The 2,301-nt window shown below is 72.4% G+C and carries 3 protein-coding genes and 1 pseudogene; 2 read left to right on the top strand and 2 right to left on the bottom strand.

From position 1 onward, the window contains the following. The coding region (locus CR470_RS37435) for a TerD family protein (protein ID WP_143663984.1) at window positions 1–656 on the top strand (656 nt) is incomplete at its 5' end. Window positions 657–764: 108 nt separating this feature from the next. On the opposite strand, the gene CR470_RS40990 is transcribed toward CR470_RS37435, so the two are convergent. Beyond that, window positions 765–989, bottom strand: a complete 225-nt coding sequence (locus tag CR470_RS40990; protein WP_032752687.1) for a hypothetical protein — start codon at window positions 987–989, stop codon at window positions 765–767. An 85-nt stretch (window positions 990–1,074) separates the two neighbouring features. Continuing rightward, window positions 1,075–1,233, bottom strand: a pseudogene (locus tag CR470_RS41410) (TROVE domain-containing protein); the annotation flags it as partial. Between the two features lie 202 nt (window positions 1,234–1,435). Here CR470_RS41410 and CR470_RS37425 point away from each other — a divergent pair. Next, window positions 1,436–2,301 (top strand): serine/threonine-protein kinase (locus CR470_RS37425; protein WP_143663983.1); only part of this gene is annotated, 866 nt, incomplete at its 3' end.

Below are 2,301 nucleotides of genomic sequence, written 5' to 3'. Positions count from 1 at the left end.
CCGACCCGCGGATCGCCCCGCCCGCTCCGGCCGCCCCGCCCGCTCCCCCGGCGGCCCCGGCCGCGCCCGCGGGCTCCGGGAAGATCAATCTGGACAAGGGCCGGGTCAGCCTCCAGAAGAACCAGACCGTGTCCCTCGTCAAGGGCGGCGCCCCGCTGCTCTCGCGGGTCAGGATGGGCCTGGGCTGGGAGCCCGCGTTCCGCGGCAAGGACATCGACCTGGACGCCTCGGTGATCGCCTACGGCCCCAACCGCAACCACCTGGACAGCTGCTACTTCGGCAAGCTGACCATTCTGAACGGGGCGATCAAGCACTCCGGCGACAACCTCACCGGTGAGGGCGCGGGCGACGACGAGGTGATCATGGTGGACCTGGGCCGGATCCCCGCCGAGGCGACGGGCCTGGTCTTCACGGTGAACTCGTTCACCGGCCAGAAGTTCAGCGAGGTGGCCAAGGCCTACTGCCGGCTGATCGACGACGCGTCCGGCGAGGAGCTGGTCCGCTTCGACCTCACCGGCGCGGAACCGCAGACCGGCGTGATGATGGCCAAGCTCATCAAGCAGTTCACCGGCGAGTGGGAGATGACCGCGATGGGCGAGTTCGTGAAGTCACGCACCGTGCGGGGCATGGTCAAGCCCGCCGCCAAGTCCCTCTAGCCGCCGTGGGCCCTCGCCGGAGGGCCGCAACGGAGTCAGGGGCGCCTGAAGTGATTCAGGCGCCCCGGGTCCGGAGAAGACGGACGCTGCTCGTACTCGTCCCGCGTCTCAGAGCTTGGTCAACTTGGAGTACGGGCTCAGGATCCTTCCCTGACGCCCCGAGAAGTCGATGAGGACTGCGTCGTTGTCGCCCTCGACAGCAAGAATCCTGCCGAGCCCGAACTGGTCGTGCGACACCCTGTCGCCCACATCGAAGCATTCGACCGGTGGGGCCTCCTGGGCCGGGCGGTTGAAGGGACTGGAAGGCAGGTGACGCCGGGCTGACTGTTTCATTAAGTCGAGTATGCGCCCTGTGAAGGCCCTACGCCATGCCCGTCGGCGCCCGGGGCCCCAGACGTGCCGGATTCGTAATCAGCGCTCACCACGGCCGGTCAGCGCTTCCTCCCGCCTCCAGCAGCGGAACCAGGCGGAACGCCGCACCGGAAAGACCCCCGAACGTGTGGCGGTTTCCGTCGCCGGACGGGGCGTGGCCGAACCGGTATCCGGCCGGACTCCAGGGGCGGACGGGCGCCGTGTCCGTGCCGTCCAGGTCGCCCGAGCCGGAGCGGTCGCCCAGGACATGCACCTCCCGGTGCGCGGGCGGCGGCTCCTGATTCTCCCCGTCCCGCAGGGAGCGTGACGGGACCGCGGACGCAACCGAACCGGTGGGCGCGGGCGTCGCACAGATGAGGCCCGTGGTGATCGTCCGGGCCCGGCGGCACGAGGGGGAGCGCACGGATATGGAGCGGGTCGCGGGGTACCGGATCGTGGCGCTGCTCGGCGAGGGAGGCATGGGGCGGGTCCATCTGGCCCGCACCGCGTCGGGACGGCTCGCGGCGGTGAAGACCGTCCATGAACACCTCGCCGCCGACCCGCTGTTCCGGGAGAGGTTCCGGCGCGAGACGCTCGCCGCACGTGCGGTCGCCGGCCCCTTCACGGCCGCGGTGCTGGACGCCGGGCCCGATGCCGTACGGCCGTGGCTGGCGACCGAGTTCTGTGCCGGGCCGACGCTCACCGAGGCCGCCGGGGCGCTCGGGCCGCTGGGCGGGGGACCGCTGGCCGGTCTGGGTGCGGCGCTCGCGGAGGCGCTCGCGGGCATCCACCGGGCCGGGTTGGTTCACCGCGATCTGAAGCCGTCGAACGTGGTGCTCACCCGGGGCGGCCCGAAGGTCCTGGACTTCGGCATCGCGCGACGGGCGGCCGACGAGACCCTCACGGGCACCGGGGAGGTCATCGGATCGCCCGGGTACATCGCCCCGGAACTGCTGACGGCCGACGACGAGCCGTCCCCCGCCGCCGATGTGTTCGCCCTCGCGGCCCTGCTCGCCCGGATGGCGACGGGCCGGGCGCCCTTCGGCTCCGGCCCCGCGCACCAGGTGCTGTACCGGACGCTGCGGGGCGAGGCCGATCTGGACGGGGCCCCGACGGGCGAGTGGCGTACCTTCCTCGCCTCCTGCCTGACGGGCGACCCGGCGGAGCGCCCCACGGTGGCCGAGGTGCTGGACTGGTGCGCGGAGCGGTCCCCGGACGACGCGTGGTGGGAGCGGGGCCCGGTGTCCGGCCTGGTCCGCGACCACGAGAACCGGGTCGCGGCACTGGTCGCGAG

It is taken from the genome of Streptomyces sp. rh34 (assembly GCF_002551245.1).
Lineage (GTDB): Bacteria > Actinomycetota > Actinomycetes > Streptomycetales > Streptomycetaceae > Streptomyces.
This window is presented reverse-complemented; position numbering and strand designations above follow the sequence as displayed.